The 25,104-nt window shown below is 68.3% G+C and carries 22 protein-coding genes; 9 read left to right on the top strand and 13 right to left on the bottom strand.

The genetic code is table 11. From position 1 onward, the window contains the following. The first annotated feature begins 39 nt into the window (after window positions 1–39). Window positions 40–618, top strand: a complete 579-nt coding sequence (gene sodB, locus WT53_RS04350; RefSeq protein WP_034208212.1) for a superoxide dismutase [Fe] — start codon at window positions 40–42, stop codon at window positions 616–618. A 102-nt stretch (window positions 619–720) separates the two neighbouring features. On the opposite strand, the gene chrA is transcribed toward sodB, so the two are convergent. Both chrA and WT53_RS04340 read right to left on the bottom strand, forming a co-directional pair. Next, on the bottom strand, window positions 721–1,932 hold the full coding sequence (gene chrA, locus WT53_RS04345) for a chromate efflux transporter (protein ID WP_060258593.1): 1,212 nt from the start codon (window positions 1,930–1,932) through the stop codon (window positions 721–723). A 107-nt stretch (window positions 1,933–2,039) separates the two neighbouring features. After that, entirely contained in the window at window positions 2,040–2,747 is a 708-nt protein-coding gene (locus tag WT53_RS04340; RefSeq protein ID WP_059782212.1) for a Crp/Fnr family transcriptional regulator, read from the bottom strand. An 81-nt stretch (window positions 2,748–2,828) separates the two neighbouring features. On the opposite strand from WT53_RS04340, the gene WT53_RS04335 reads away from it, so the two are divergent. The 3 genes from WT53_RS04335 to WT53_RS04325 all read left to right on the top strand — a co-directional run bounded on the left by WT53_RS04335 (window position 2,829) and on the right by WT53_RS04325 (window position 5,098). Next, complete coding sequence (locus WT53_RS04335) at window positions 2,829–3,353, top strand: DUF962 domain-containing protein (RefSeq protein ID WP_059782214.1); 525 nt, start codon at window positions 2,829–2,831, stop codon at window positions 3,351–3,353. Next, entirely contained in the window at window positions 3,346–4,401 is a 1,056-nt protein-coding gene (locus tag WT53_RS04330; RefSeq protein ID WP_060258663.1) for a 2-dehydropantoate 2-reductase, read from the top strand. Before WT53_RS04335 ends, WT53_RS04330 begins: the two co-directional genes overlap by 8 nt. 91 nt (window positions 4,402–4,492) lie before the next feature. Beyond that, the gene (locus WT53_RS04325) at window positions 4,493–5,098 is read left to right on the top strand and encodes a bifunctional 2-polyprenyl-6-hydroxyphenol methylase/3-demethylubiquinol 3-O-methyltransferase UbiG (RefSeq protein ID WP_060258590.1); all 606 of its coding nucleotides are present in this window, start codon (window positions 4,493–4,495) and stop codon (window positions 5,096–5,098) included. An 18-nt stretch (window positions 5,099–5,116) separates the two neighbouring features. Here the strand turns inward: WT53_RS04325 and WT53_RS04320 are convergent, their stop codons facing one another. Continuing rightward, window positions 5,117–6,391 (bottom strand): EAL domain-containing protein, encoded by a 1,275-nt coding sequence (locus tag WT53_RS04320; RefSeq protein ID WP_060258587.1) that lies wholly within the window; start codon window positions 6,389–6,391, stop codon window positions 5,117–5,119. Window positions 6,392–6,559: 168 nt separating this feature from the next. Further along, window positions 6,560–7,996: a multidrug transporter subunit MdtD gene (gene mdtD / locus WT53_RS04315; protein WP_034208205.1), complete on the bottom strand. Its 1,437-nt coding sequence runs from the start codon at window positions 7,994–7,996 to the stop codon at window positions 6,560–6,562. Window positions 7,997–8,222: 226 nt separating this feature from the next. Here mdtD and WT53_RS04310 point away from each other — a divergent pair, with 226 nt between their 5' ends. Beyond that, on the top strand, window positions 8,223–8,546 hold the full coding sequence (locus WT53_RS04310; protein ID WP_034208204.1) for a DUF2917 domain-containing protein: 324 nt from the start codon (window positions 8,223–8,225) through the stop codon (window positions 8,544–8,546). Here WT53_RS04310 and WT53_RS04305 read toward each other — a convergent pair. Further along, window positions 8,519–9,751 (bottom strand): citrate/2-methylcitrate synthase, encoded by a 1,233-nt coding sequence (locus WT53_RS04305; protein WP_060258583.1) that lies wholly within the window; start codon window positions 9,749–9,751, stop codon window positions 8,519–8,521. The genes WT53_RS04310 and WT53_RS04305 overlap by 28 nt on opposite strands. A 140-nt stretch (window positions 9,752–9,891) precedes the next feature. On the opposite strand from WT53_RS04305, the gene WT53_RS04300 reads away from it, so the two are divergent. Beyond that, window positions 9,892–11,283: a CoA transferase gene (locus tag WT53_RS04300; protein WP_060258580.1), complete on the top strand. Its 1,392-nt coding sequence runs from the start codon at window positions 9,892–9,894 to the stop codon at window positions 11,281–11,283. 22 nt (window positions 11,284–11,305) lie between these two features. Here the strand turns inward: WT53_RS04300 and WT53_RS04295 are convergent, their stop codons facing one another. After that, window positions 11,306–12,052 carry a GntR family transcriptional regulator gene (locus tag WT53_RS04295; protein ID WP_006489667.1) on the bottom strand — a complete coding sequence of 249 codons (747 nt, stop codon included), beginning with the start codon at window positions 12,050–12,052 and terminating at the stop codon, window positions 11,306–11,308. A 166-nt stretch (window positions 12,053–12,218) separates the two neighbouring features. On the opposite strand from WT53_RS04295, the gene WT53_RS04290 reads away from it, so the two are divergent. Continuing rightward, window positions 12,219–13,064 (top strand): aldo/keto reductase, encoded by an 846-nt coding sequence (locus tag WT53_RS04290; RefSeq protein ID WP_034208200.1) that lies wholly within the window; start codon window positions 12,219–12,221, stop codon window positions 13,062–13,064. Window positions 13,065–13,091: 27 nt separating this feature from the next. Here WT53_RS04290 and WT53_RS34035 read toward each other — a convergent pair whose 3' ends face one another. The 6 genes from WT53_RS34035 to WT53_RS04265 form a co-directional block, all read right to left on the bottom strand. Beyond that, window positions 13,092–14,828 carry a hypothetical protein gene (locus WT53_RS34035; protein WP_082727462.1) on the bottom strand — a complete coding sequence of 579 codons (1,737 nt, stop codon included), beginning with the start codon at window positions 14,826–14,828 and terminating at the stop codon, window positions 13,092–13,094. 292 nt (window positions 14,829–15,120) lie between these two features. Next, on the bottom strand, window positions 15,121–16,131 hold the full coding sequence (locus WT53_RS04280; protein WP_179948988.1) for a HoxN/HupN/NixA family nickel/cobalt transporter: 1,011 nt from the start codon (window positions 16,129–16,131) through the stop codon (window positions 15,121–15,123). 162 nt (window positions 16,132–16,293) lie between these two features. Then, window positions 16,294–18,405, bottom strand: a complete 2,112-nt coding sequence (gene fusA / locus WT53_RS04275; protein ID WP_059782232.1) for an elongation factor G — start codon at window positions 18,403–18,405, stop codon at window positions 16,294–16,296. A gap of 219 nt (window positions 18,406–18,624) precedes the next feature. Beyond that, window positions 18,625–19,125 (bottom strand): DUF192 domain-containing protein, encoded by a 501-nt coding sequence (locus tag WT53_RS04270; RefSeq protein WP_034208197.1) that lies wholly within the window; start codon window positions 19,123–19,125, stop codon window positions 18,625–18,627. A 160-nt stretch (window positions 19,126–19,285) separates the two neighbouring features. Beyond that, the gene (locus WT53_RS31815; protein ID WP_011352970.1) at window positions 19,286–19,501 is read right to left on the bottom strand and encodes a hypothetical protein; all 216 of its coding nucleotides are present in this window, start codon (window positions 19,499–19,501) and stop codon (window positions 19,286–19,288) included. A gap of 282 nt (window positions 19,502–19,783) precedes the next feature. After that, a complete protein-coding gene (locus tag WT53_RS04265) occupies window positions 19,784–20,362 on the bottom strand; it encodes a pseudouridine synthase (protein ID WP_034208196.1) in 579 nt (192 codons plus the stop codon). A 275-nt stretch (window positions 20,363–20,637) separates the two neighbouring features. On the opposite strand from WT53_RS04265, the gene icd reads away from it, so the two are divergent. Further along, window positions 20,638–21,894: an NADP-dependent isocitrate dehydrogenase gene (icd, locus tag WT53_RS04255; RefSeq protein WP_006478026.1), complete on the top strand. Its 1,257-nt coding sequence runs from the start codon at window positions 20,638–20,640 to the stop codon at window positions 21,892–21,894. 283 nt (window positions 21,895–22,177) lie between these two features. Continuing rightward, window positions 22,178–24,406, top strand: coding sequence for an NADP-dependent isocitrate dehydrogenase (locus WT53_RS04250; protein WP_060258573.1), 2,229 nt, complete (start codon window positions 22,178–22,180; stop codon window positions 24,404–24,406). A 123-nt stretch (window positions 24,407–24,529) separates the two neighbouring features. Here the strand turns inward: WT53_RS04250 and WT53_RS04245 are convergent, their stop codons facing one another. Then, a complete protein-coding gene (locus WT53_RS04245) occupies window positions 24,530–24,754 on the bottom strand; it encodes a hypothetical protein (RefSeq protein ID WP_034208193.1) in 225 nt (74 codons plus the stop codon). Window positions 24,755–25,104: the final 350 nt, after the last annotated feature.

The following is a 25,104-nucleotide window of genomic DNA, read 5'->3' as shown; positions in this document are numbered from 1 at the left end:
TCAACACAGCCTCCCTACATACTCAACGAAGGAATCGCCATGGCTCATACGCTCCCGCCGCTCCCGTACGCTGAAGACGCACTCGCGCCGACCATCTCGAAAGAGACGATCGAGTACCACTACGGCAAGCATCATCAGGCTTATGTGACGAACCTGAACAATCTGATCCCGGGCACGGAATTCGAGAACCTGCCGCTGGAAGAGATCATCAAGAAGTCGTCGGGCGGCATCTTCAACAACGCCGCGCAAATCTGGAACCACACGTTCTTCTGGAACAGCCTGTCGCCGAACGGCGGCGGCGCACCGACGGGCGCGCTGGGCGATGCGATCAACGCGAAGTGGGGTTCGTACGACGCATTCAAGGAAGCGTTCTCGAAGGCGGCAGTCGGCACGTTCGGTTCGGGCTGGGCATGGCTCGTGAAGAAGGCCGACGGTTCGCTCGACATCGTGTCGACGAGCAACGCAGCCACGCCGCTGACGACCGCTGACAAGCCGCTGCTGACGATCGACGTGTGGGAACACGCGTACTACATCGACTACCGCAACGCACGTCCGAAGTTCGTCGAAGCGTTCTGGAACATCGTGAACTGGGACTTCGCCGCGAAGAACTTCGCGTAAGTCCGGCGCTTGCGCGCCGTCGCGGCGCGCAGCATCGAAAAAGCCCTCGTTTCGAGGGCTTTTTGTTTTTCGTCCCGCCGCGAACGTGGCGCGCGGGCCGGATCAGCCGCCCATGCCGAGCAGCCAGCCGAGCGCCGCGCTCGCGACCACGACGGCCCACGGCGGCACGCGCCAGAACACCAGCGCGACGAAGGCGACCAGCGCGGCGGCCAGGTCGCGCGGCGCGACGATCGTGTCGGTCCAGACCGGGTGATAGAGCGCGGCGAGCAGCAGCCCGACGACGGCCGCGTTCACGCCGGCGAGCGCGGCCTGCATCCGCGCGCTGCGGCGCAGGTGCTCCCAGTACGGCGCGGTGCCGGCGATGAGCAGGAACGACGGCGCGAAGATCGACACGAGTGCGATCGTGCCGCCGAGCCAGCCGTTCGGCGCATCGCGCAGCGACGCACCGAGGAATGCCGAGAACGTGAACAGCGGCCCCGGCACGGCCTGCGCGACCCCATACCCGGCGAGAAACGCCGAATCGCCGACCCAGCCGGGCGCGACCACCGCCGCCTGCAGCAGCGGCAGCACCACGTGGCCGCCGCCGAACACGAGCGCACCCGTGCGGAAGAACGCGTCGACGACGGCGAGCGTATCGGAGCGCAGCGCGCGGACCGCGAACGGCAGGGCGACGAGTAGCGCCGCGAACACGGCGAGCCACAGCACGCCCGCCCGCGGCGACACGTGCAGCGGCAACGGTTCATGCGCGTCGCGCGCCAGTTGCGGCAGCAACACGAGCCCGGCCGCTGCCGCCGCGACGATCACCGCGACCTGCGTCCAGGCGGCCGGCGCGAGCAGCGCGACGCACGCGGCCGCGGCCATCAGCGTGACGCGCCGCGCATCCGGGCACAGCGTACGCGCCATGCCCCATACGGCTTGCGCGATCACCGCGACCGACACGATGCGCAGCCCGTGCAGTGCGCCCGCTTCGATCGGCGCGCCCGATGCGTGAACGCCGAGCGCGAACAGCATCATCAGCAGCGCCGATGGCAGCGTGAAGCCGAGCCACGCGGCGAACATGCCCGCATAGCCGGCACGCGCGAGACCGATCGCCATCCCGACCTGGCTGCTCGCCGGCCCCGGCAGGAACTGGCACAGCCCGACGAGATCCGCATAAGTGCGCTCGGTGAGCCAGCCGCGCCGCGTGACGAATTCCGCGCGAAAGTAGCCGAGATGCGCGACCGGCCCGCCGAACGACGTGAGGCCGAGCCGCAGGAATGCGACGAATACGGGCCACGGATGGCGCGCGGGGGCGGGAAGGGTCGACGTGTTCAAGACGGTGCGGGGGGCGGACGGAACGAGCCGCCACGATAGCGCAACTCGGCGGCCGCAGGCAGCGCATCGAGGCCGATCGAGGCCGAATGGCGGCCGTTGTGCGGCGTTCAGTGCGTGCCGTCGCCGAGCCCGCTCGCGCGGCGCAACGCGTCGATGTCCACGAGCTCGATCTCGCCGACGTGCAGCCGCACGACGCCGTCGGCCTGCAGCGCCTTCAGCAGCTGGTTGGTTGTCTGCCGCGTCAGCGACAGCATCGACGCGAGCGTCTCCTGCGACAGCCGGACGTGCGTGCGCCCGGCGCTGATGCCGCCGTAGCCTTCGGCGATCATCAGCAGTCGCGCGGCGAGCCGCTGCGCGGCCGGCATCACGCTCATCGACTCGACGGTCAGGAAGCTCAGGCGCAGCTTTTGCGCCATCAGCAGCGCGAACTGCCGCCAGTACTGCGGCGTCGCATCGAGGATCGCGAGCAGCGCGGCCTGCGGCACGTGCAGCAGCAGCGCGTCGTCGAGCGCGATGGCGTCGTGCGTGCGCGGCTGGCCGTCGAACAACGCGATCTCGCCGAACCAGGTGACCGGCTCGGCCACCGTCAGCAGCGTTTCCTTGCCCTGCGGATCGACCGCACCTATCGTGAGTGAACCGGCCAGCACCGCGTACAGCCCGCACGGCGGATCGCCGCGCCGGAACAGCGCGTGGCCGGACGGCAGACGGCGCAGCGTCGCGCGGGCGATCAGTTCGGTGCGCAGCGCGGGCGGCAGCGCGGCGAACCACGGGTTCGCTTCGATCTGCGGCAGGTATGGGGCGAGCGAGGAAGGCATGGGCACGCGATGTCGGGTAGCTGACAGAGGTTCTCGGGCGTGACGCGCATCATAGCGCTCGATAACCGATCAGGAGACGCCATGAAAACCCTCGAAGACCATCTTTCCCAGTATGCGGCCTACCATCGCGACGCGCGCAACATCGCGACGCATCTGGTCGGCATCCCGATGATCGTGTTCGCGGTCGAGGTGTTGCTGTCGCGGCCGGCGATCGGCGCGCCGGCCGGCATTGCGTTGTCGCCGGCGTTGCTGCTCGCCGTCGTGTCCGCGGCGTTCTACCTGCGTCTCGACCTGCGGTTCGGGATCGTGATGACCGTGCTGCTCGCGCTCGGCCTGTGGGCCGCGCAGGCGCTGGCGCTGCTGCCGACCGCGCAATGGCTCGCGATCGGCGTCGGCGCGTTCGTGGTCGGCTGGATCGTGCAGTTCGTCGGGCATTGGTTCGAAGGCCGCAAACCCGCGTTCGTCGACGATCTGGTCGGCCTGATCGTCGGGCCGCTGTTCGTCGTCGCCGAGATCGCATTCTTCGCGGGGCTGCGCGGCGACGTGCGCCGCGAAGTCGAGCGGCGCGCGGGCCCGGTGCATGGCGGCGCGCATTCGCATGTCTGACGGGCCGGCCGGGCCGGTCTGCGTGTTCGGCGCAGGCGCGCTCGGCTGCTATCTCGGCGGCCGCCTTGCGGCGGCCGGCGCGAACGTGACGCTCGTCGGCCGCGCACGGATCGGCGACGCGATTCGTCGACACGGGCTCACGCTGACCGATCGGCGCGGCTATCGCGCGGCGCTCGCGCCGGCCGATGTCGGGTTCGCGACCGATCCGGCCGCGGCGGCCGACGCGCGGCTCGTGCTCGTCGCGGTGAAGTCGGCCGCCACGCGCGAGGCCGCCGCGCAACTGGCCGGCGTGCTGCGGCCCGGCACGATCGTGATCAGCTTTCAGAACGGCCTGCACCACGCCGATACGCTGCGCGACGCGTTGCCGCAAGCGACCGTGCTGGCCGGCATGGTGCCGTTCAACGTGATCGAGCGCGGGCCCGGCGCGTTTCACCAGGGTTCGGTCGGCACGCTCGCGGCCGACGCGGCGCCGGCGCTGCAGCCGTTCGCCAGCATGTTCGCGCGCGCCGGATTGCCGCTCGTGCTGCATCGCGACATGCGCGCCGTGCAGTGGGCGAAGCTGCTGCTCAACCTGAACAACGCGATCAACGCGCTCGCGAACCTGCCGCTGCGCGATGAGCTCGCGCAACGCCCATACCGGCGCTGCGTCGCATTGGCCCAGCGCGAGGCGCTGCACTGGCTGGCGCGGGCCGCGATCCGGCCGGCGCGGCTGACGCCGCTGCCGGCTGCATGGATTCCGGCCGTGCTCGATCTGCCCGATGCGGCGTTTCGCGTGCTCGGCGGACGGATGCTCGCGATCGATCCGTTGGCGCGGTCGTCGATGTCCGACGATCTCGCGGCGGGCCGCGCGACCGAAGTCGACTGGATCAACGGTGAAATCGTGCGGCTGGCCGGCCGCTTCGGTGCGCCGGCGCCGGTCAATGCGCGACTCTGCGCGCTCGTCCACGACGCGGAAAGCGCGGCGGCGCGCCCGGCGTGGCGCGGCGATGCGCTGTGGGCCGACCTGTCCGCGCAGGCGCCGCGCGCGGGCCGCGTGCCGGCCGCGTAGGCCGGCGTCGCCCCATTCGCCGGCGGCGCGGTCCGTGCGCAACGGCTAAGATGCGGAGTGCGCCATACGACGCTTTTGCGGAGCAATCGCCATGGTGGATCGCCCGACTCTCGATGCCTACGACGCCCATGCCGCGCAATATGCGCAGGACTGGCTCGACCAGGCGGCGCCCGACGACATGTATGCGCTGCTCGAACAGCATTTCTCGCCGGGGCTGACCGCCGACGTCGGCTGTGGCGCGGGGCGCGACACGGCCTGGCTCGCGTCGCGCGGGTTCGACGTGCGCGGCTACGACGCGAGCGCCGCGCTGCTCGACGAGGCGCGACGGCGCCATCCGGGTCTGGTTTTCGAGCTGGCCGCGCTGCCGGCGCTGGCCGGCGTACCGTCCGGCGCGTTTCGCAACGTGCTGTGCGAAACGGTCGTCATGCATCTCGAACCGGCGGACGCGGCGGCGGCCGCCGCGCGGCTGGCCGATCTACTGATGCCGGGCGGCACGTTGTACCTGAGCTGGCGGGTGGCCGGAAACGGCGCGTTGCGCGACGAGCGCGGCCGCCTCTATACGCCGCTCGACTCGTCGCGGATACGTGCGGCGCTGGGCGCCGGCGTGCACGTGATCGACGAACACGAGGTCGTCGGCGCGTCGTCCGGCAAGCGCGTGCACCGGCTGATCGTGCGCAAGGCCGGCGGCGACGCGTGAACGCGGCCGCCATCGGGCTCATTCGCGGCTGAGCGCCGCTTCCCAGTTGATGTCGACGCAGAGCACCTGCATGCCCGTCGCGGCCGGTGCGGCGATCGACGCGGTCACGCACAGGTGCGCCTCGTTGATCGACAGGTAGGGCGCCGTCAGGTGCACGCCGCCCGGCGCACGCATCGCGTCGATGAAATACGGGCGACGTTCCCAGCTCGCGCCTTCGGAATGCAGCAGCGGCCGGAAGCGCTTCGCGCGTTGCGACACGCTGCCGCGCGCGAGCACGTTGTCGCCGATCTGGCGGCCCGACGCGTCGAGCAGGAAGCAGCGCGCGGTCTCGGGCAGCCCGAGCACGGCGGCGGCCGCGTCGGTGAGCGATTCGCCCGCGCCGAGCTTGCGGCTCGCTTCCTCGAGCGCGGCGACGTACGGCGCGAGCCGTTCCGCCTGCGTGCGCTCGCGCTGCGCGACGCGCAGCCGCAGCGCGGCCGACAGCGTGTCCATGCAGCCCGCGGCGGCCTGCGGCTGCACGGGATCGACGCTCGGCCCCGCGAAGTACTGGCCCTGCACGAAATCGACGTCGCATTCGAGCGCGATCAGCGCGTCGCGTTCGGTCGCGAGCCCGCCCATCAGCACGAGCTGGCCGGATTCGTGCAGCAGCGACACGAGCCCCGGCAGCACGCGTTCGAGATGCGAGTGCTCGCTCGCCTGCGCGAGGATGCCGCGGTCGAGCGTGACGATGTCCGGATGCAAATGCCACACGCGATCGATGTTCGAATGCTTCGCGCCGAAGCCGACGAGTGCGATCAGGAAGCCGGCCTTGCGCAGCCCGTCGATGATCGCCGCATAGCGCGGCGTCTCGCCGCCGGCCTGCTCGGGCACCTCGAGCACCACGCGGTGCGGCGGCAGCCCGAGCGCCTTCAGGTTCGCGAGCAGCGCGTCGCCGTAGACGGTGTCCATCAGCGCGGCCGGATGCAGGCTCAGGAAGAGCCATTCGTCGTGGCTGTCGAACGCGTGGAAGTTACCGAGGTGCAACGATTCGGCGAGCCGGCCGAGCTCCAGCAGGTCGCCGCGCCGCGCCGCCTGCGTGAATACCTCGTGCGACGCCACCTGGCGGCTTTCCTCGTCGTGCGCGCGCAGCGACGCGTGATAGCCGATCGCGCGCCGGTGCGACACCGAGAAAACGGGCTGGAACACGCTGAACACGGTGTAGCCGCCGTACAGCACGGTGCGCCGGTTCCCGTCGTCGCCGGCGACGGGGCGGGGCGGCTGAAAGCCGGGGGGATCGATTTCGATCATGCTCATGATGTCGGCCGAAGGAAGACTGCCAGTTTACCTACAGAATAGGCGAGCAAGAAGCATGCACGGCAGCGCGCCGCGCGCGGCCGCCATTCGCGGCCGGTACGCGCACGCGTGCCCGGCCGCGTTGCACCGCGATGGTGCGCGCGAGCCCGATTCGGCGCGCGCCGCGCGTCACGCGCGCTCGGACGGGTCGGTCTTGCGCGCGGTGCTGCGGATCTCAGGCGCGAGCTGCGCGAAGATCCACGCGGACGCGGCCGTGATGATCCCGACGCAGATGAACGTCGCATGGAACGCCGGCAGCGTGTTGCTCGGCGTCACGGTGCGCAGCATGCCGGTGAACGTCGCGAGCAGCGCGCCGGCGACCGTGACGCCGAGGCTCATCGACAGCATCTGCACGAGCGAGAACAGGCTGTTGCCGCTGCTCGCGCCGCCGGTGCCGAGATCCTTCAGCGTCAGCGTGTTCATCGCGGTGAACTGCATCGAGTTGAAGCCGCCGAACAGCGCGAGATGCACGACCTTCACCCACACCGGCACCGTGTCGCGCATCAGCGCGAAGCTCGCCATCATCACGCCGACCATGATCGTGTTCGCGAGCAGCACCTTGCGGTAGCCGTGCCGCGTGATCAGGCGCGTGATGATCCGTTTCGAGAACATGCCGGCCGCCGCGACCGGCAGCATCATCAGCCCGGCCTCGAACGCCGAGTAGCCGAGGCTCACCTGCAGCAGCAGCGGGATCAGGTACGGCATCGCGCCGCTGCCGATCCGCGCGAACAGGTTGCCGAGCAGCCCGACGCTGAACGTGTGGATCTTGAACAACTCCAGCGAGAAGATCGGCTGCGGCGCGCGCACCGCGTACAGCCCGTACGCGACGAAGCATGCGAGGCTCAGGATCAGCAGCACCAGCACGGCCGCGTGCTGCATGCCGAGATCGGCGAGCCCGTCGAGCGACAGCGAGATCGCGACCATCCCGATCGTCAGCAGCAGATAGCCCTTCAGGTCGAAGCGGCCGGCGGCCGGGTTGCGCGAATCGGGCATCGAATAGAAGGTCGCGATGCAGCCCGCGACGCCGACCGGCACGTTGATCAGGAAGATCCAGTGCCACGACGCGATCTTCACGAGCCAGCCGCCGAGCGTCGGCCCGATCAACGGGCCGATCAGCCCCGGAATCGCGACGAACGACAGCGCGGGCAGGTAGCGCTCGGCCGGGAACGTGCGCAGCACCGCGAGCCGCCCGACCGGCAGCAGCATCGCGCCGCCGACGCCCTGCACGACGCGGAACGCGACGAGCTGCGTCAGCGTATGGGCGTTCGCGCACAGCAGCGAGCCGAGCGAGAACACCAGGATCGCGCTGAAGAACACGCGCCGCGTGCCGAACGTGTCGGCAAGCCAGCCCGATACGGGGATCATCACCGCCATCGTCAGCGAGTATGCGATCACGACCGATTGCATCCGCAGCGGCGATTCACCGAGGCTCGCGGCCATCGACGGCAGCGCCGTGTTGACGATCGTCGCGTCGAGCGTCTGCATGAAGAAGCCCGTCGCAACGAGCCAGAGCATCACGGTGAGGTTCTTTTCGCCGGGAGCGGCGGCGGGCGGGCGTTGGAACATGACGGCGGGGACGGTGGCGCGGGACAGCCGACATTGTAGGGAAAGCCGCCGCGCCGTGCAGTTCGGGGTGCTGTGTCGGGTGGCCCGCCCGGCTCGGCCGCCGGATGCCTGTCTCCGTCGGGCGGCCAGTACAGTTCAGCCGAAAGCGTCTGCGGCCGTATCTGTCCGTGTGCCGCCGCTATCCGAAATACTGGCGGCATCGACCCCGTGCGACCAGGAGGCTGCCATGCGCGAACTGCGACTTTACGTGATGGACGGCGACGAGCCGGCCGGACGGTGGCGGATCGTCGATCGCACGCTGCTCGAGGTGGCCGCAGGCGACGTGTGGGTGACCGTCGAGGGCCGGCCCGACGATCACTGGCTGGGTGCGGGCGCATCGCTGACGTTGCTGCCCGGCACGCGCGCGTGGGTCAGCGCCGGGCCGCGCGGCGCGACGTTCGCGTTCGGCCCGCTCGCGGCGCCGGCCGAGCGCCGCGCGCCGGCATGGTGGCGCCCGTTCGCCGCATGGCGCGGCGGCCGGCGTCACGCGGCCGCGTCGCTGCCGACGTAGCGCGCCCGCGGCCGGATCAGTTTCCCGTCCGCGTACTGTTCGAGCGCATGCGCAATCCAGCCGGCCGTGCGGCCGGCCGCGAACAGCGTGAACGCCGCGCCGTCGGGCAGCGCGAGCGTGCGCTCCAGCACCGCGAGCGCGAAATCGATCGTCGGCCGCAGGCCCGTCGCCGCTTCGACGCGCGAAGCGAGCGCGCGCGCCCTGCGCAGCGCCGGCCGCTCGGGTGTCGCCGCGTGCAGCGCATCGAGGAGCGCCCGCGCGCGCGGGTCGCCGTCGGGGTACAGCGGGTGCGCGAAGCCGGACAGGGCCGTGCGCCCGCCGTCCGCGCGTTCGTCGTGCGCCAGCCGCAGCGCGAGGTAGCGATCGAGATCGGCGGCGCGGGCGGCTTCGTCGAGCAGCGTGCCGGCGCGGAACGTCTCGCCGCCGTGGCGCGGCCCCGACAGCGCCGCGAGCCCGCCCGAGATCGCGCCGAACAGATGGGTGCCGGTCGATGCGATGCAGCGCACCGCGAAGGTCGACGGATTCAGTTCGTGATCGGCGCACAGCACGAGCGCACGCCGCAGCAGGTCGGCTTCGTCGCGCCGCCGCACGCGCCACGCGGCCGCGAGCTGGTGGTGCACGGGTGCGTCGCCCGGCGCGATGCCGGCGAGCGCGGCCGTCGCGACGCGCAGCAGCAGCGCCGCGGAATCGAGCTGCGCGTTGCGCCCCTGCGCCCATAGGCGCGGCAGCGATGCGGCCGCGGCCGGCAGCAGCACCAGCGCCCGTTCGAGCGGTGCGAGATGCGCCCAGCGACGCGCCCAGTCGTCCCACTGCGCCGCATCGAAACCGGTCGATGCGAGCGACGTGGCGGCCAGCCGCGCGGGTGGACAGTCCCACAGCCGCGCGGCCGTTTCTTCGAGCGTCGCTGCGTCGGCCAGCGCGATCGCATCGGCGCCGCGGTACCGCAGGCGGCCGTCGGCGATCTGCGTGATGCGCGATTCCAATACCGGCACGCCCCAGTCGAGCGAACGTTCGGCGACGCCGCCCGCGCGCTTCGCGTCGGCGCGGCGGCGCGCGAGCAGGCGCACCTCGTTCGCGTCGTAGCGGCGGCGCTTGGTCGCGCCGTCGGGCAGCGAGCGCAGCAGGCCGCGGCTCACGTATGCGTAGAGGGTGCTCACGCTGACGCCGAGCATGCCGGCGGCTTCCTGTGCGCTGACGGATGTCATGCCGCTCGCTCCTGTCGCCGCGCATGAAACGCGGGTCCGCTACAACTATTCGTTATGTATTGATTCGCACAATCAAGATTGATCGTGCCCGTCGCGAATTCTAGACTCGATTCCGTCTCCCCAACGGCGTCTCCTTCACCATGACACCCGAATTCGCATTGGCGCATCTTTGGCAACTCGCAGACGGCGCGCGCGACGCGCTGGCCCGGACGACCGTGACCGGGCAGGACCCGGCGCTGCCGTCGACGTTTCATGTCGGCACGCTTGCCGCCGCGACGATCGCCGCAGCCGGGCTCGCGGCGGCCGAATGCCATCGGCTGCGAACGGGCGTGACGCAAACGGTCGACGTGTCGGTGCGCGACGCGCTCGTGGCGTTCCGCAGCGAACGCTACCTGCGCGTGGACGACGGGCCGCCGCCGGAGTTGCGCCATCCGGTGACCGGCTTCTTCGAGACGGGCGACGGACGCTGGATTCAACTGCACGCGAATTTTCCGCATCACCTGCACGGCATTCTCGACGTGCTCGGCTGCGGCTCGCAGCCCGCCGACGTGGCCGCGGCGATCCGTACGTGGGACGGCGCGGCACTCGACACGGCGCTGGCCGATGCCGGCCTCTGCGCGGCATTGATCAGAACCCCTGAGGAATGGGCGGCTCACGAGCAGGCGCGCGCGATCGCGTCGCTGCCGCTGTTCGAGATCGAGCGGATCGGCGACGCGCCGGCCGAGCCGATCGGCCGCGGCGACGCCGACCAGCCGCTGGCGGGCGTGCGCGTGCTCGATCTCACGCGCATCATCGCGGGGCCGGTCGCGGGCCGCACGCTGGCGTCGCATGGCGCGCAGACGCTGCTCGTCAACGGTCCGCACCTGCCGAACATTGCGCCGCTCGTGATCGACAACGGGCGCGGCAAGCGTTCGACGTGGGTCGATCTGCGCGACTCGGCAGGCGTCGATACGCTGCACGCCCTGGCGCGCGATGCGGACGTGTTTCTGCAGTCGTACCGGCCCGGCGCGCTCGCGGCGCGCGGCTTCGCGCCGCAGGCCCTGGCGGCGCGGCGGCCCGGCATCGTTTACGTGTCGGTGTCGGCGTACGGGCATGCAGGACCGTGGGCGGTGCGGCGCGGGTTCGACAGCCTCGTGCAGTCGGCGAGCGGGATCGCGTGGCAGGAGCAGCAGGCCGCGCAGGCGAGCGGGCCGCGCCATCTGCCGTGCCAGGCGCTCGATCATGCAACGGGGTATCTCGCGGCGTTCGGCGCGATGATCGCGCTCGCACGGCGGGCGCGCGAAGGGGGAAGCTGGCACGTACGGATGTCGCTCGCGCAGACGGGGCGCTGGCTGCAGTCGTTCGGCGTCGTGCCGGACGGGCTGCACGCGCCCGATCTCGCGCTGGCCGACGTGCGGGACCGGATCGACCGCATCGCCTCGCCGTTCGGCGTGCTCGACACCGTGCGGCCGGCCGAGCGCTTGTCGGCGACGCCGCCGTCGTTCGCGCGGCCGCCCGTGCCGCTCGGCACCGACGACGCACGCTGGCTGTGAGGGCCGGCGACGTGCGCTCGCGTTACTTGCGCAGTTCGACGACGAAATCGTAGTAGTCGTTGCGGCAGTAGGTATCGGTCAGTTCGATCGCACGCTGGTCGGACGTATAGCCGATCCGCGTGATCAGCAGGAGGGCGTCGTGCGGAGCGATGCCCATCTGCTCGGCGATCTCGTCGGTCGCATTGACCGCGCGGAAATGCTGCAGCGCGCGCACGATCGGCGTGCCGCGCGCTTCGAGATAGCTGTACAGCGAGCCGACGATCGCCTGCGGATCGGGAATCAGCGTGGCGGGGAACGTCGAGTTCTCGACGGCCATCACGATGCCGTCGGCGAGACGCAGGCGTTTCAAGCGTGTAACCGAGGCGGCCGGCGACAGCCCGAGCTGGATCACTTCGTCGCGGTTCGCGGGCTGAATTTCGCGCGCGAGCCACTGCGAGCTCGGTTTGAAGCCGCGGCGCTCGAGCATTTCGCTGAAGCTCGACAGCCGCGACAGCGGATCCTCGTAGCGCGGCTGGATGAAGTTGCCCGCGCCCTGCGTGCGGCGGATCAAGCCTTGCTCGACGAGCAGCGCGATCGCCTTGCGCGCGGTGATGCGCGACACGCCGAGCGCTTCGGACAGCACACGCTCGGAGGGCAGCGCTTCGCCGGCCGTCCAGCGGTTGTCGTGGATCGCGTCGCCGAGCTTGCGGGCGAGCTGCAGGTAGAGCGGCGTATCGTTGTCGGGGTCGGGGCGCAGGTCCTGCCAGCGGTCGTCCGTGGGTGCCTTCATACAATGGGTATCGATCAGGTTGCGGCCATTCTAAGTCATCATGCCGCGCCGTTATAGCCGGTTTTTGCCGTGTAATAGGCCAGCGGCGCACCGATTGACTACACTGATGCGTCGTATCCGATGCTTCGGCCGCGGTGTGCGGCCACGAATCCGCAACGAGGAACGCATGACAGACACGATCGCCACGGTCGCCTTGCCGAACGGCGAGACGATTCCGAAGCTGGGCCTGGGCACCTGGGAAATGGGCGAGCGGCCGGCGCGGCGCGCGGACGAGATCGCCGCGCTGCGCGAGGGCGTCGAACTCGGGATGACGCTGGTCGATACGGCCGAGATGTATGGCGACGGCGCGACCGAGGAACTGGTCGGCGACGCGCTCGCGGGCCTGCGCGACGACGTGTTTCTCGTCAGCAAGGTCTATCCGCACCATGCGAGCCGGCGCGGGGTCGTCGCCGCGTGCGACGCGAGCCTCAAGCGCCTGCGTACCGACCGCCTCGATCTGTACCTGCTGCACTGGCGCGGTTCGGTGCCGCTCGAGGAAACCGTCGAAGGTTTCGACGCGTTGCAACGTGCGGGCAAGATCCGCCATTGGGGCGTGAGCAATTTCGATACGGCCGACATGGCCGAACTCGTCGGCGAGGCGGGCGGCGGTGCGTGCGCAACCAACCAGATTCTCTACAACATCGCGCGACGCGGCCCGGAATTCGACCTGCTGCCGTGGCTGGCCGACCATCGGATTCCGGCGATGGCGTACAGCCCGGTCGATCACGGGCGGCTGCCCAAACGCTCGCCGCTCGACGATATCGCGCGGCTGCGCGGCGTGTCGGTGATGCGCGTCGCACTGGCATGGGTGCTCGCGCAGCCGGGGGTATTCGCGATTCCGAAGGCGTCGCGGATCGAACACGTGCACGACAACCGCGCCGCGCTCGATTTCGTGTTGAGCGATGACGAGCGCGCGCAGCTTGACGCGTATTTCCGTCCGCCGCGCAGCAAGCGCGCGCTCGAGATGCTCTGACCATATTCGGCCGGGCAACGCTTCGGGTCAGTGGTTGCCGCCGGACGATCCGCCGTTGCCGTGACCGCCGCCGTTGCCGTTGCCGGTGCCACGGCCGTTGCCGACGCCGTTGGCCCCGCCGTTGCCGGCGCCGCCACTGCCGTTGCCGTTACCGTTGCCGCCGCCATTGCCGTGGCCGCCGGTGCCATTGGCGCCGCCGCTCCCGCCGCCGTTACCCGCGCCTCCACCGCCGTTACCGTTTCCGCCACCGTTGCCCGCGCCGCCGCCGGCATTGCCGCTATTGCCACCATTACCACCATTACCACGGCCGTTGCCGACACCGTTAGCGCCGCCATTGCCGGCTCCGCCACTGCCGTTGCCATTGCCGTTGCCGCCACCATTGCCGTGACCGCCGCCGCCGTTGCCACCGCCGTTGCCATGGCCGCCACCGCCGTCACCATGGCCTCCGCCGTTGCCGTGACCACCACCGCCATTGCCATTGCCGCCGCCATTGCCGCCGCCGTTGCCGTGACCGCCGCCGCCATCGCCATGGCCGCCACCGTGACCGCCGCCATTACCGTCGCCATCGCCGTGGCCGCCACCGTGTCCGTGACCGCCGCCATTACCGTCGCCATCGCCATGGCCGCCACCGTGGCCGTGACCGCCCCCATTACCGTCGCCGTCGCCATGGCCACCACCGTGGCCGTGACCGCCGCCATTACCGTCGCCGTCGCCATGGCCACCACCGTGGCCGTGACCGCCGCCGTTACCGTCGCCGTCGCCATGGCCACCACCGTGGCCGTGACCGCCACCATCACCGTCGCCGTCGCCATGGCCGCCACCGTGGCCGTGACCGCCGCCATTACCGTCGCCGTCGCCATGGCCACCACCGTGGCCGTGACCGCCGCCATCACCGTCGCCATCACCATGGCCGCCACCATGACCGTGGCCGCCGCCGTCACCATCGCCACCACCACCACCGTGGCCGCCACCCGAGGTACCGCCACCTGAAGTGCCGCCACCCGAGCTACCGCCGCCCGAAGTACCGCCACCCGAAGTACCGCCACCCGAAGTACCGCCACCCGAAGTACCGCCACCCGAAGTACCGCCGCCCGAAGTACCGCCACCCGAAGTACCGCCGCCCGAGGTGCCGCCACCCGAAGTGCCGCCACCGGAGGTGCCGCCACCCGAGGTGCCGCCACCCGAAGTACCGCCACCGGAGGTGCCGCCACCCGAGGTGCCGCCACCCGAAGTACCGCCACCCGAAGTACCGCCACCCGAAGTGCCTCCGCCCGAAGTGCCGCCACCCGAGCTACCACCACCCGAGCTACCACCACCCGAACCACCGTTACCCGACGCATTGCCTCCCCGGCCCGTGCCGCTCGTACTGCCTGAAGTTCCGCCTGTCGTTCCACCGACACCGGCCGGTCCGACGGCCCCGTTCCCGTTATTTCCGCCGCTACCGTTGCCACCGCCGCTACCGGTGCCACTGCCGTTTCCATTCCCATTGCCGCTGCCGCTGCCGCTCGCACCGGCACCGCCATTACCGACGCCCCGGCCGGCATAAACGTGCACCGCGCACGCAGCCGGATTGGCGGCGCACGGCGATGCGTTCTCGACCAGCGTCATGATAGTGTCCGCGCTGGCCTTCGCGTCGGGCGCGGCATCGGGCGTCGTGTTCTGTGCGACGGCATACGAGCAGCAGCACGCAAACGCGGCCGCGGCCAGCAAGGTTGCACGAGGGCGCCGTCCCGCTGCGCGGAACGGTTGTTTCGTCTTATGCATCATGGCCTCCCCATGCGCGCGATGCCTCGTTGCCGCGCGACGATCTACGTGTGGTGCAGGGGGGGCGTAAAAGATTCGTTGTCCTATCGTGATCCGATCGCGTTCGGGCCGACGCTCGACGCCAGCCGCGAACACGGATCGGCACGCGGGCCCGCCGTGCGAATCCCTATCTGCGAGATTCGTGCCATCGGCCGCTCGGGCCCGTGGCGAAAGGCGGTCGCCGTCGCGTGACCACGCCTGCAACGTCGCAGGGGAGCGTTTTGTTTCCGGAATGAAACGTCGGGAGCGTCGTTCAGCGCGCCGGCGCGCCGGCCGCGCGTTGCCAGCGGTGGAACAGGATCGACGCGATCCAGCAGACGAGGAACAGCGCGACGATGCCGTAGCCGATCGACCCGAAGCGTTCGCCGAGCGCATCGAGCGTGTCGCGCACGGGGCCCGTCAGCGCCAGCTTGTCGGCCAGCAGGCCGGCCGCCTCGATCCCGCCGATCGCCAGCGCGACGGCCGCGGACACGAACGTGATGCTCGCGTTGTAGAGCAGCTTGCGCTGCGGATCGTCCATTGCCCAGCCGTATGCGTGAATCATCAGCACGTTGTCGGTAGAGTCGATCAGCGTCATGCCGGCGGTGAAAAGCGCGGGGAACAGCATGATCGTATAGACCGGCAGCCCCTGGCTCGCCTGCGCGGCGGCGATCGCGAGCAGGCCGATTTCGGTTGCAGTATCGAAACCGAGCCCGAACAGCACGCCCACCGGATACATGTGCCAGCTCTTCGACACGAACCGGAACAGCGGGCGCAGCATCCGCGATACGAGTCCGGCGGGACGATGGTCATGCGCGCCGTCGTGCGTGTGCGCGGATTTGCCGCGATAGCGTCGCCACACGTCGCGCAGGATCATCAGGTTCACGCACGCGAGCACCAGCAGGAACGTGGCCGATACCGCCGTGCCGATCGTGCCGCCGATCTCGCGGAACGCATCGAACCGGTCGCGCAGCGCGTACGCGGTCAGCGCGATGCCGAGCGTCGCGGCGATCACGATCGTCGAATGGCCGAGCGAGAAGAACAGGCCGACGCTCACCGGACGCTGGCCGTCCTGCATCAGCTTGCGCGTCGCGACGTCGATCGCGGCGATGTGATCCGCGTCGACCGCATGACGCAGCCCGAGCCCGTACGCGATCGCCGCGGTGCCGAGCAGCAGCGGATGGTCGCGCAGCACCGCGAGCGCCCACAGCCAGACGGCGACGTTCGCGGCGATCAGGCCGGCATAGAGGGTCAGCAGGCGGCGCAGGGCAGGGGTGGGCGGCATCGGGCGGGTTCCATCTGACGATTCGCCATCCATTGTGGCACGCGAAAAAAAGCGCGGCGCGCCGATCAATACGCCGCGAGTGCGAGGCGCCGCGCCGGATGAAAAAAAGCCCGTCCGGAACCGGACGGGCTTCGCGTGCATGCGCCGGGGCGCGCGCGGCGCTTACTTCGTCTTCGCGTTGATCACGGCTTCCGACACGTTCGCCGGCGTTTCCGCGTAATGCTTGAACTCCATCGTGTACGTCGCACGACCTTGCGTCGCCGAGCGCAGCGACGTCGAATAGCCGAACATCTCCGCGAGCGGCACCTCGGCACGCACCAGCTTGCCGCCGCCGCCCGCGATGTCCTCCATCCCCTGCACGATGCCGCGCCGGCTCGACAGGTCGCCCATCACGTTGCCCATGAAGTCCTCGGGCGTCTCGACCTCGACGGCCATCATCGGCTCGAGCAGCACGGGCTTGGCCTTGCGCATCGCTTCCTTGAACGCCATCGAGCCGGCCATCCGGAACGCGTTTTCGTTCGAGTCGACGTCGTGGTACGAGCCGAACGTCAGGTGCACCTTCACGTCGACGACCGGGTAGCCGGCGAGCACGCCGCTCTTCAGCGTGTCCTGGATGCCCTTGTCGACCGCCGGGATGTACTCGCGCGGAATCACGCCGCCCTTGATCTCGTCGAGGAACTCGTAGCCCTTGCCCGGGTTCGGCTCGAGCGTGATCACCGCATGGCCGTACTGACCGCGACCGCCCGACTGCTTGACGAACTTCCCTTCGACGTCGGCGGCCGTCGTGCGCACCGTCTCGCGATACGCGACCTGCGGCTTGCCGACCGTCGCTTCGACGCCGAACTCGCGCTTCATCCGGTCGACCAGGATTTCGAGGTGCAGCTCGCCCATCCCCGAAATGATCGTCTGGCCGGACTCTTCGTCAGTCTGCACGCGGAACGACGGATCTTCCTGCGCGAGGCGGTTCAGCGCGAGGCCCATCTTTTCCTGGTCGGCCTTCGTCTTCGGCTCGACGGCCTGCGAGATCACCGGCTCCGGGAATTCCATCTTCTCGAGGATGATCGGCTTGGCCGGGTCGCACAGCGTGTCGCCGGTGGTCGCTTCCTTCAGGCCGACGGCCGCCGCGATGTCGCCCGCGCGCACTTCCTTGATTTCCTTGCGCTCGTTCGCGTGCATCTGCAGGATCCGGCCGAGCCGCTCCTTCTTGTCCTTCGTCGCGTTGAGCACCGTGTCGCCCGACTCGACGACGCCCGAATACACGCGGAAGAAGATCAACTGGCCGACGAACGGGTCGGTCATGATCTTGAACGCGAGCGACGAGAACGGCTCGTCGTCGCTCGGGTGGCGTTCCGCCGGCTTTTCCGGATCGGCGAAATCGTGACCGAGGATCGCGGGCACGTCGACCGGCGACGGCAGGTAGTCGATCACCGCGTCGAGCATCGCCTGCACGCCCTTGTTCTTGAACGCGCTGCCGCACAGCATCGGCACGATCTCGTTCGCGATCGTGCGCTGGCGCAGCGCGGCCTTGATCTCGTCCTCGGTCAGCGATTCGTGGTCGTGCAGATACTTCTCGAGCAGCTCCTCGCTCGCTTCGGCCGCGGCCTCGACCATCTTCTCGCGCCATTCGTGCGCGACCTCGACGAGGTTCGCGGGGATGTCCTCGTACGTGAACTTCACGCCCTGGCTTTCGTCGTCCCACACGATCGCCTTCATCTTCACGAGATCGACGACGCCCTGGAAATGATCTTCCGCGCCGATCGGAATCTGGATCGGCACGGCGACGCCTTTCAGGCGCTCGCCGATCTGCTTCTGCACGCGGAAGAAGTCGGCGCCGATCCGGTCCATCTTGTTGACGAACGCGATGCGCGGCACCTTGTACTTGTTCGCCTGGCGCCACACGGTTTCCGATTGCGGCTGCACGCCGCCGACCGAGTCGTAGACCATGCACGCGCCGTCGAGCACGCGCATCGAGCGCTCGACTTCGATCGTGAAGTCGACGTGCCCGGGCGTGTCGATGATGTTGATCCGGTGTTCCGGATAGTTGCCGGCCATGCCCTTCCAGAAGGCCGTGGTCGCCGCCGACGTGATCGTGATGCCGCGTTCCTGCTCCTGCTCCATCCAGTCCATCGTGGCCGCGCCGTCGTGCACTTCACCGATCTTGTGGCTCACGCCGGTGTAAAACAGGATGCGCTCGGTCGTCGTGGTCTTGCCGGCATCGATGTGAGCGCTGATCCCGATATTTCGATAGCGCTCGATGGGGGTTTTGCGGGGCACGTGAACCTCCTGGTGGTTCGGATCGTAAGCGGGCCGGCTGATGGGTGCCGGCCCGGGCTGGAACTAGCAAGATTTAAAGGATAGCGCTTGTCCGTGGCTTTTGCAGATGCGGGCACCGTCGGCCGAATCAAGGCGGCCGCCGCCGGCGGGCGAAAAAAAGCCGGCGCGCTGCGGGCGGCCGGCTTCGGTCGATGCGCGGCGCCGCCGCGGCATTCGCCGTTACTGGGGCTTGGGCAGCCCGTCGAGCTTCATGCCGGGCTTGATGCCCTTCGCGGCGAACCAGCCCTTGCTCATTTCGAGCGCATAGACGCCGTTGTTGCGCGGACAGTGGTTGTCGGTCGTCTCGGCCTTCATCTCGTCGATGTCGGTGATCGTGCCGTCCGCGCGAATGAACGCGATCGACAGCGGAATCAGCGTGTTCTTCATCCAGAAACAGTGCACGGCGTTCTCGTTGAAGACGAACAGCATGCCTTCGTTCGGCGCGAGCTGCGAACGGTACATCAGCCCCTGTTCGCGATCGGCGTCGTTGGCGGCGACGGCCGCGTCGATCACGTACATGCCGGCGCGCAGCTTCACGCGCGGGAACTCGCTCGGCTGCTTGGCGCCGGGCGGCACTTGCGCGCCGGCGGCCTGCATGCCGAGCGCGAGGACGGCGAGGGCGGCGGGAAACACGGCGGCGCGCGCAAGGCGGCCGAGCGACGGGCGCAGGGAGAATGGCACAGCGTGGCTCCTGTCTGGAAAACGAGACCCGCATGGTACGCGATGCGCGCCGGCGGGCACAAAAAAGAAAAAGGCAGATCGCCTTGCGGTGATCTGCCTTTCAACGCCGTAAGAACGGCAGAACTGCGTGTTCTTGACTGCGTTATTACAGCTTGCTTACTTAGTTCGAAGCAGCTGCCGGTGCTGCTGCGTCGCTTGCTGCAGCCTTCTTCGATGCCTTGTGGTGCTTCTTGGCAGCGTGGTGCTTCTTGGCAGCGTGCTTAGCCGGTGCCGAAGCAGCTTCTGCTGCTGCCGGAGCAGCTTCCGGAGCCGAAGCTTGTGCGAAAGCAGCCGTTGCGAAGAGGCCAGCGACCAGAGCGGCGATCAGTTTGTTCATGTTGTGTTCCTCAGCTTTAGTTAATTAACCAAATGACCCGGCAATAGGAGTCATGTCGTCTAACGGTGCCATCCACCTTTCGGTTGACAGACGCTTCGAGAAATTTCTCTTTGCGCTGCGGGCGCCGAATCGTATTCGAATAAAACGTCGCTTTCGTGACGCAAACACGGGTTCGGCTGCCAATGCCGGATAGCTAAGGTTGGCATCTGCGTGGTTTAACGCGCGATCTCCGCGGCCGGTTGACGAAAAAGATGACGAAAAAATTCGCGTGTCCCGGATGCGTCATCCGGCGGTCGCGAAACCGTCCCACGGCGCGCGTGGCGGCAGGGCGATCGTTTCGCCCGGTGCAATGCCGAGCGCGAATATATCCAGCGCGCCGATGCCGACGCGCACCAGGCGCAACGTCGGGAAGCCGACGGCCGCCGTCATCCGGCGCACCTGCCGGTTCTTGCCCTCGGTGATCGCCAGCTCGATCCACGTGGTCGGGATCGCGGCGCGGTAGCGGATCGGCGGATTGCGCGGCCACAGCGTGTCGGGCGGCTCGATGAATTCGGCGCGGCACGGGCGCGTCACGTAGTCGCCGAGGTCGACGCCGCGTGCGAGCGCCTTCAGGTCGGCGGGCCCCGGCGCGCCTTCGACTTGCGCCCAGTAGCGTTTCACCAGCTTGTGGCGCGGCTCGGCGATGCGGGCCTGCAGTGCGCCGTCGTCGGTGAGCAGCAGCAGTCCCTCGCTGTCCGCGTCGAGCCGGCCGGCCGGATACACGCCGGGCGTTTTTACCCAGTCGCCGAGCGACGGCCGCGTCTCGTGCGCGGAAAACTGGCAAATCGTGCCGAACGGCTTGTTGAGGGCGATCAGGTTCATGGCGGGGGCCGCCCGGCGCCCCGCAGGAAGCCGGGGCGGGCGGTCTATGGCAAATGGCGGAATCTTAATGCATAATACGGAACGGCAAGTCCTCTGTCTTATATAAGACATAAGTGAGGTCTCGATGCGCAGTGCCGCGGTTCGCGCCGAAGTGCCCGGTTGGGGCGCTAGAATAGCGGCTCGCTGTTGCCGTCACGGGGTGGCCATGCCGCGCCCCCGCCGCGCGCGCAGTTTCGACCAGCATCACCTGCTCAGCCACGTCACTGGAGTCGATCATGCCGTATCAGCACATCAAGGTTCCGGAGGGCGGTGACAAGATCACCGTCAACAAGGACTTCTCGCTCAACGTTTCCGATCAGCCGATCATTCCCTATATCGAAGGCGACGGTACGGGCTTCGATATCACGCCGGTCATGATCAAGGTCGTCGACGCGGCGGTCGCGCATGCCTACAAGGGCAAGCGCAAGATCCACTGGATGGAGATTTTCGCGGGCGAGAAGGCGACCAAGGTGTACGGTCCGGACGTGTGGCTGCCGGACGAAACGCTGCAGGTGCTGAAGGAATACGTGGTGTCGATCAAGGGGCCGCTCACGACCCCGGTCGGCGGCGGCATCCGTTCGCTGAACGTCGCGCTGCGCCAGGAGCTCGACCTGTACGTGTGCCTGCGCCCGGTCCAGTACTTCAAGGGCGTGCCGTCGCCGGTGCGCGAGCCGCAGAAGATCGACATGGTGATCTTCCGCGAGAACTCGGAAGACATCTACGCGGGCATCGAATGGGCCGCGGGCTCCGAGCAGGCGAAGAAGGTGATCAAGTTCCTGCAGGACGAGATGGGCGTGAAGAAGATCCGCTTCCCGGAAACCTCCGGGATCGGTGTCAAGCCCGTGTCGACCGAAGGCACCGAGCGTCTCGTGCGCAAGGCGATCCAGTACGCGATCGACAACGATCGCAAGTCGGTCACGCTGGTGCACAAGGGCAACATCATGAAGTTCACGGAAGGCCTGTTCCGTGACGCCGGCTACGCGCTCGCGCAAAAGGAATTCGGCGGCGAGCTGATCGACGGCGGCCCGTGGATGCGCGTGAAGAACCCGAAGACGGGCAACGAGATCGTGATCAAGGATTCGATCGCCGACGCGTTCCTGCAGCAGATCCTGCTGCGCCCGGCCGAATACGACGTGATCGCGACGCTGAACCTGAACGGCGACTACATCTCCGACGCGCTGGCCGCGCAGGTCGGCGGCATCGGGATCGCGCCGGGCGCGAACCTGTCGGATTCGGTCGCGATGTTCGAGGCGACGCACGGCACGGCGCCGAAGTACGCGGGCAAGGATTACGTGAACCCGGGTTCCGAGATCCTGTCGGCGGAAATGATGCTGCGCCACCTCGGCTGGACGGAAGCAGCCGATACGATCATCGCCGCGATGGAGAAGTCGATCCTGCAGAAGCGCGTCACGTACGACTTCGCGCGCCTGATGGAAGGCGCGACGCAGGTGTCGTGCTCCGGTTTCGGCGAAGTGCTGATCGAGAACATGTAAGACCCCTTCCGGGGTGGGCCGGCAGGTTGCCGGCCGCCCCGGCGCTGACTGCCGGCGCCGGAGCGTTTCGTGGATGGCAGGTTTTGTTGGCAGGGCGGCCCGGCATGCGGGCCGCGGCGTCGCGATGCGGCCCGCAAGCCCTGCAAGGTAGACCATGACGGCCCTCGCAACACCACCGCCCGGCTGAACCGGCGCGCCCCTTTCGCGATCGACCCGGTCGCTCCCCGCCGGTTACCGCCGGCGCTCCTCAGTCCCATCATCACGTAGCAATGCTTTGACCACCATGTCCACTTCGCCCAAGATCATCTACACCCTCACCGACGAAGCGCCGGCGCTCGCGACCTATTCGCTGCTGCCGATCGTCAAGGCCTTCACGCGTTCGTCCGGCGTCGCCGTCGAAACGCGCGACATCTCGCTCGCCGGCCGCATCATCGCGGCCTTCGCAGACGTCCTGCCGTCGGAGCAGAAGGGTTCCGACGATCTGGCCGAGCTGGGCCAGCTCACGCTGAAGCCGGAAGCGAACATCATCAAGCTGCCGAACATCAGCGCATCGGTGCCGCAACTGAAGGCCGCGATCGCCGAACTGCAGGCGCAGGGCTACGCGCTGCCGGCCTATCCGGAAGATCCGTCGACGGACGAAGAGAAGGCCGTCAAGGCGCGCTACGACAAGATCAAGGGCAGCGCGGTGAACCCGGTGCTGCGCGAAGGCAACTCCGACCGCCGCGCGCCGCTGTCGGTCAAGAACTACGCACGCAAGCATCCGCACAAGATGGGTGCGTGGAAGCCCACGTCGAAGGCCCACGTCGCGCACATGACCGAAGGCGACTTCTACGGCAGCGAGAAGTCGGCGCTGATCGCCGACGCCGGCAGCGTGAAGATCGAACTCACGACCGCCGACGGCGCGAAGAAGGTGCTGAAGGAAAAGACGGCCGTGAAGGCCGGTGAAATCATCGACGCATCGGTGATGAGCCGCAACGCGCTGCGCAGCTTCATCGAGGCGCAGATCGCCGACGCGAAGGCGCAGGACGTGCTGTTCTCGGTGCACCTGAAGGCGACCATGATGAAGGTCTCGGACCCGATCCTGTTCGGTCACTTCGTGTCGGTGTTCTACCGCGACGCGCTCGCGAAGCACGCGGACGTGCTGGCGAAGGTCGGTTTCAACCCGAACAACGGGATCGGCGATCTGTACGCGCGCCTGAAGGATCTGCCGGCCGACACGCGCGAAGCGATCGAAGCCGACGTCAAGGCCGAGTATGCGGTGCGCCCGCGTCTCGCGATGGTCAACTCGGACAAGGGCATCACGAACCTGCACGTGCCGAGCGACGTGATCGTCGACGCATCGATGCCGGCGATGATCCGCGATTCGGGCGGCATGTGGGGCCCGGACGGTCAACTGTACGACGCGAAGGCCGTGATTCCGGACCGCTGCTACGCGGGCGTCTACCAGGCCGTGATCGAGGACTGCAAGCAGCACGGCGCGTTCGATCCGGTCACGATGGGCAGCGTGCCGAACGTGGGCCTGATGGCGCAGGCGGCCGAAGAATACGGTTCGCACGACAAGACGTTCCAGATCCCGGCGGACGGCGTCGTGCGCGTCATCGACGAAGCCGGCAACGTGCTGCTCGAGCACGCGGTCGAGTCGGGCGACATCTGGCGCATGTGCCAGACGAAGGACGCGCCGGTGCAGGACTGGGTCAAGCTGGCGGTCAACCGCGCCCGCGCGACCGGCGCGCCGGCCGTGTTCTGGCTCGATCCGGCGCGTGCGCACGATGCGCAGATCATCGCGAAGGTCGAGCGCTACCTGAAGGATCACGACACGAACGGCCTCGACATCCGCATCATGACGCCCGTCGACGCGACGCGTTTCTCGCTCGAGCGCATCCGCGCGGGCAAGGACACGATTTCGGTCACCGGTAACGTGCTGCGCGACTACCTGACCGACCTGTTCCCGATCATGGAACTCGGCACCAGCGCGAAGATGCTGTCGATCGTGCCGCTGATGGCCGGCGGCGGGATGTTCGAAACGGGGGCGGGCGGCTCCGCACCGAAGCACGTGCAGCAGTTCGTCGAGGAAGGTTTCCTGCGCTGGGATTCGCTCGGCGAATTCCTCGCGCTGGCCGCGTCGCTCGAACATCTCGGCAACGCTTACCGGAACCCGAAGGCGCTCGTCCTCGCGAAGACGCTCGACCAGGCGACCGGCAAGTTCCTCGACGAGAACAAGTCGCCGGCGCGCAAGGTCGGCGGCCTCGACAACCGCGGCAGCCATTTCTACCTGTGCCTGTACTGGGCGCAGGCGCTGGCCGAGCAGACCGAGGACGCCGCGCTGAAGGCGCAGTTCGAAGGCGTGGCGAAGGCGCTGTCCGACAGCGAAGCGCGCATCCTGGAAGAACTGGCGGCCGCGCAAGGCAAGCCGCAGGCGATCGGCGGCTACTACCGTCCGAACGTCGAGCTGACGAGCCAGGCCATGCGCCCGAGCGCGACGCTGAACGGCATCGTCGACGCGGTCGCCTGACGCCGGCCGCGCGATCGCGCGAGCCGATGCATGTGCGGGCGCGGCGCGTTGAACCGTTCGCCGCCCGGCACTCAAGAAAAACGCCCCGGTCGCCCGGGGCGTTTGTCGTTGCAGGCTTGCCATTCAGACGTGAACGATTTCCCATTCGGCGATTTCGTCCGGCACTTCGAGCGTGGCCGTGTCCAGTTCGGACGGTTGCGCACAGTCGCCGCGGGAGATGTGGTCGGCCGCCGCTTCCGGGCACGAGAATGCGCCGAGCAGGGCGTTGCCGAACGTCGCTTCCCAGCCGCCGTTTGCCGGCAGGATGTAGAACGACCCGAGCGCTGAACCAAAGCGAAATCCCTTCATTTCCGTTCTCCCTTTCTGATCACGAGCGATTCTGTTGTGCCGCCTGCCGGCTCGGCCGGCTGTGGCCCGACTGGCTGCTTGCGCCGGGTTTCGTATCGAACGTCGTGGCGAAGCGTCAGTGCATGGGACAAAGTCTACGTCCGCGACCTGCTCGGATGGTGCAGGTAGAACGGCTTCTCCAAACAAAATTTCTCGTTTAAAAACAAATAATTATTTCTGTTGTTTTGTATTGTGGAACGTTTTTCGGCATCGCGAAACAGGAAATTTGTGCCGTGCACCACGAATTTTTATAACGCAGTGATTTGTTCCGCATCGTGAAAAATCGGCGGGTTTGTGGATCATCGATGCAG

The organism is Burkholderia sp. MSMB2157WGS (genome assembly GCF_001532755.1).
Lineage (GTDB): Bacteria > Pseudomonadota > Gammaproteobacteria > Burkholderiales > Burkholderiaceae > Burkholderia.
The sequence above is the reverse complement of the archived record's forward strand: the minus strand, read 5'-3'. Positions and strand labels throughout refer to the sequence as shown.

What these genes read in the sequence shown, in the direction of transcription:
- WT53_RS04310 (WP_034208204.1), top strand. Translation starts at nt 8,223, where the DNA reads ATGCGCGAACTGCGACTTTACGTGATGGACGGCGACGAGCCGGCCGGA.
- WT53_RS04300 (WP_060258580.1), top strand. Translation starts at nt 9,892, where the DNA reads ATGACACCCGAATTCGCATTGGCGCATCTTTGGCAACTCGCAGACGGC.
- WT53_RS04340 (WP_059782212.1), bottom strand. Translation starts at nt 2,747, where the DNA reads ATGCCTTCCTCGCTCGCCCCATACCTGCCGCAGATCGAAGCGAACCCG.
- sodB (WP_034208212.1), top strand. Translation starts at nt 40, where the DNA reads ATGGCTCATACGCTCCCGCCGCTCCCGTACGCTGAAGACGCACTCGCG.
- WT53_RS34035 (WP_082727462.1), bottom strand. Translation starts at nt 14,828, where the DNA reads ATGCATAAGACGAAACAACCGTTCCGCGCAGCGGGACGGCGCCCTCGT.
- mdtD (WP_034208205.1), bottom strand. Translation starts at nt 7,996, where the DNA reads ATGTTCCAACGCCCGCCCGCCGCCGCTCCCGGCGAAAAGAACCTCACC.
- icd (WP_006478026.1), top strand. Translation starts at nt 20,638, where the DNA reads ATGCCGTATCAGCACATCAAGGTTCCGGAGGGCGGTGACAAGATCACC.
- WT53_RS04250 (WP_060258573.1), top strand. Translation starts at nt 22,178, where the DNA reads ATGTCCACTTCGCCCAAGATCATCTACACCCTCACCGACGAAGCGCCG.
- WT53_RS04295 (WP_006489667.1), bottom strand. Translation starts at nt 12,052, where the DNA reads ATGAAGGCACCCACGGACGACCGCTGGCAGGACCTGCGCCCCGACCCC.
- WT53_RS04290 (WP_034208200.1), top strand. Translation starts at nt 12,219, where the DNA reads ATGACAGACACGATCGCCACGGTCGCCTTGCCGAACGGCGAGACGATT.
- WT53_RS04335 (WP_059782214.1), top strand. Translation starts at nt 2,829, where the DNA reads ATGAAAACCCTCGAAGACCATCTTTCCCAGTATGCGGCCTACCATCGC.
- WT53_RS04305 (WP_060258583.1), bottom strand. Translation starts at nt 9,751, where the DNA reads ATGACATCCGTCAGCGCACAGGAAGCCGCCGGCATGCTCGGCGTCAGC.
- WT53_RS04330 (WP_060258663.1), top strand. Translation starts at nt 3,346, where the DNA reads ATGTCTGACGGGCCGGCCGGGCCGGTCTGCGTGTTCGGCGCAGGCGCG.
- WT53_RS04320 (WP_060258587.1), bottom strand. Translation starts at nt 6,391, where the DNA reads ATGAGCATGATCGAAATCGATCCCCCCGGCTTTCAGCCGCCCCGCCCC.
- WT53_RS04280 (WP_179948988.1), bottom strand. Translation starts at nt 16,131, where the DNA reads ATGCCGCCCACCCCTGCCCTGCGCCGCCTGCTGACCCTCTATGCCGGC.
- WT53_RS04265 (WP_034208196.1), bottom strand. Translation starts at nt 20,362, where the DNA reads ATGAACCTGATCGCCCTCAACAAGCCGTTCGGCACGATTTGCCAGTTT.
- WT53_RS04245 (WP_034208193.1), bottom strand. Translation starts at nt 24,754, where the DNA reads ATGAAGGGATTTCGCTTTGGTTCAGCGCTCGGGTCGTTCTACATCCTG.
- WT53_RS31815 (WP_011352970.1), bottom strand. Translation starts at nt 19,501, where the DNA reads ATGAACAAACTGATCGCCGCTCTGGTCGCTGGCCTCTTCGCAACGGCT.
- WT53_RS04325 (WP_060258590.1), top strand. Translation starts at nt 4,493, where the DNA reads ATGGTGGATCGCCCGACTCTCGATGCCTACGACGCCCATGCCGCGCAA.